Annotated in this window: 3 protein-coding genes and 1 pseudogene; all 4 read right to left on the reverse strand. The window is 42.5% G+C overall.

Annotated elements, in window-relative coordinates; genetic code table 11:
- Positions 1–1,022, reverse strand: a pseudogene (locus tag PX484_RS00495) (hypothetical protein); the annotation flags it as partial.
- A 329-nt stretch (positions 1,023–1,351) separates the two neighbouring features.
- Complete coding sequence (locus tag PX484_RS00500) at positions 1,352–1,762, reverse strand: hypothetical protein (RefSeq protein WP_235614777.1); 411 nt, start codon at positions 1,760–1,762, stop codon at positions 1,352–1,354.
- A complete protein-coding gene (locus PX484_RS00505; RefSeq protein ID WP_046663376.1) occupies positions 1,749–1,928 on the reverse strand; it encodes a hypothetical protein in 180 nt (59 codons plus the stop codon). Before PX484_RS00505 ends, PX484_RS00500 begins: the two co-directional genes overlap by 14 nt.
- A 137-nt stretch (positions 1,929–2,065) precedes the next feature.
- Positions 2,066–2,281, reverse strand: coding sequence for a DUF2283 domain-containing protein (locus PX484_RS00510; RefSeq protein WP_046663375.1), 216 nt, complete (start codon positions 2,279–2,281; stop codon positions 2,066–2,068).
- Between the last annotated feature and the right edge of the window lie 73 nt (positions 2,282–2,354).

The raw sequence follows: 2,354 nt of genomic DNA on the forward strand, positions 1-2,354 counted from the left end.
ATGAGAACAAACTGAGCTTGAGTAATTTTTTCGCCTGCTTTAACGATAATTTGACCGGTTTGAGCGCTAGACATGACCATATCTACCGCTTCCACCGCTTTAGCGGCTTGTTCTTTGGTTGCCTCCCGATCTTCTATCAGGTTCGCTTCTCCCTCCAGGGCCGCTAGAAGGATATTTTCGGCTAAAGACTGCTGGCGACCGGTTAGGCGATCGCTGCTAATCTGCACGGCGATGGTATCCTGTAGGTGACTGGTGGAAATCCCCGGGGGAATGCCTTGTATCAAAATCCGGCGCCCCGCTTGCAGGATGGCTTTTTCTAGGTTTTGCCACTCTCGATCGCCCATTTGGGCCACTGCGATCAGATCGGCGTATTTGAGTTTATTTAAGCTGGAATGCCGATAATTTTGGCTGGTTTGCTCCTTTATTTGCCGTAATTGCTCCAATCGATCGATAAATTGCTCAAAGCTTCCCTTCGTCACGCGCTGACGATAGGCTTGGATTTCGCTAACAGCATATTCCTGCTCTTTTGTCAAGAGGTTTGTAAAAGATTCTTCATAGTTGAGGCGGCTCTGTAGAGTTGACCATTGAGGGGCAGAAAAGGTGAGCAGCGTTTCCATTGTGGCGTTGGAAATAGTCCTGCCCATTAAAATGGAATTTTTTCGCAAAATTGGGCGAATTTGACTTAATTGCCCTAAAGTGTCCTGCAGCGATCGCTCGATCTGGTCGGTGGTTTGGGGGTCTCTTTTCAGCCGGGGAAGCAGTCCAGCCCGAATTTTTTGGCGTTTGAGGTCGGTGGTTTCTTGGTCTTGAAAACTGGCATCTTCGGGGGCGATAATTGTGACGGGGGAAATAGTCCCGACGGCCAATTTCGGCTGATTATAGAAACGATAACCGACCACGCTAGTCAGACAACCGACGGTAAACAGGAAGATTAAGGGTCGTCGCAGTTTACCCAGGGAGTAAGAGCGAGATTTTCGGGCAGAATCAGGAAAAACAGTGAAAGAATGCAGAAAATGATTCATAAATTCCAGCTAAATTCTATAAACTGCGCCACCATGCCCAGAGGAAAAATACCAGCAATTTGGTTTTGTGTTCCCTTTTCTATTTTAAGGACTCCCTGTGCAAAAAAATTTTTTCTCGAAAGGTATCTAGGGGCTGCTGAAAAAGTTTGTTGGTGGGGTGAGGAGTCGGTCGCAGGTCGGGGAAGAGAGAGGCAAAAGGCAAGGGTTTGGAACTACACAAGGGAGGGTCTTTCTCCGTTTCCTGATGGGTTAAGCAAGAGGTAGAACCTCTAGAAATGCGTTGCAAGGGAGACCCTTGCAACGAGGTACGAGGTAAATTATCAATAGCTCTAATCTATTTCTAGATTTTCTAAATCGGCTAAATCTTGTAATCTACCTGATGCTTTTTTGTTTTTTTTAAGATTTTCTAAGTCAATAAAGTTAACAATAATATCGTCAATTTTAACCTCAATTCTGGATAAGTAACAAGTTTGGAACTCTACCCCATCGGGGGTTGTAATTAAATCAATACGGTTAGGAGGATAACCTAATTGTATCACTTGATCTGGCGTTAAAAAGTCATCAATTGTTAATCCTAAAGAACCAAAACCGAACCCTTCTAAGGCTTTGATTAGATTATAGGCATTTAACGAACTCATTTCTATCCAAATATCAATATCTTTAGTATAACGAGGATAGCCATGTAAGGCAACGGCATAGCCGCCTAAGACGAGATAACGCACTTGATTATCGTTTAACAATTGTATAAACTCTTTGAAGTCTTGGTTCAGCATTATATTTATATTGATGATATTCTTGACGAATTTCTTCTAAGGCCGATAGTCTCGTTTGGTACGATTGACTACGCCAATAAGCTGTCTCCGTTTTGGGAGCTTTTAAGTTAACTTTTTGATAAGTGATTTTCATAGAGAGATTAAGTAGGTAGGCGTTAAAAACTATCAGACACCCCCCTTATCAAGGGGGGCAGGGGGGATCGAACTTAAAATCCATTTTTAATTTAATTATAACCCAGCTACTTAAGTGTTATTTTTCGCCTTTATTGTTTAAAGAGGGGTGGCGGTTTCTAGGGAAATTTTCAGATTCCTGTTCTCAGAAATCCTATAGTTAAGTTTTTCAAAACCAATAACTTCGCCTTTTTGATTTTTCATTAAAATAACTTCGTCGCCGGTTTCTTCGCAGAGATATTCTGAAGAGCGATCGCCAAACCACACGGTTAAGGTATTGCCCATCGGATCATAATAAACGTTTACTTCTGCCATAAAATTTCCCCTTCTTTAATTGCATCGGTGGGATAAGTGGTAATTAGGAAGCCATCACCATTGAGTTTTCGGA

It is taken from the genome of Microcystis sp. M49636_WE2, assembly GCF_030065375.1.
Classification (GTDB): Bacteria; Cyanobacteriota; Cyanobacteriia; order Cyanobacteriales; family Microcystaceae; genus Microcystis; species Microcystis aeruginosa_C.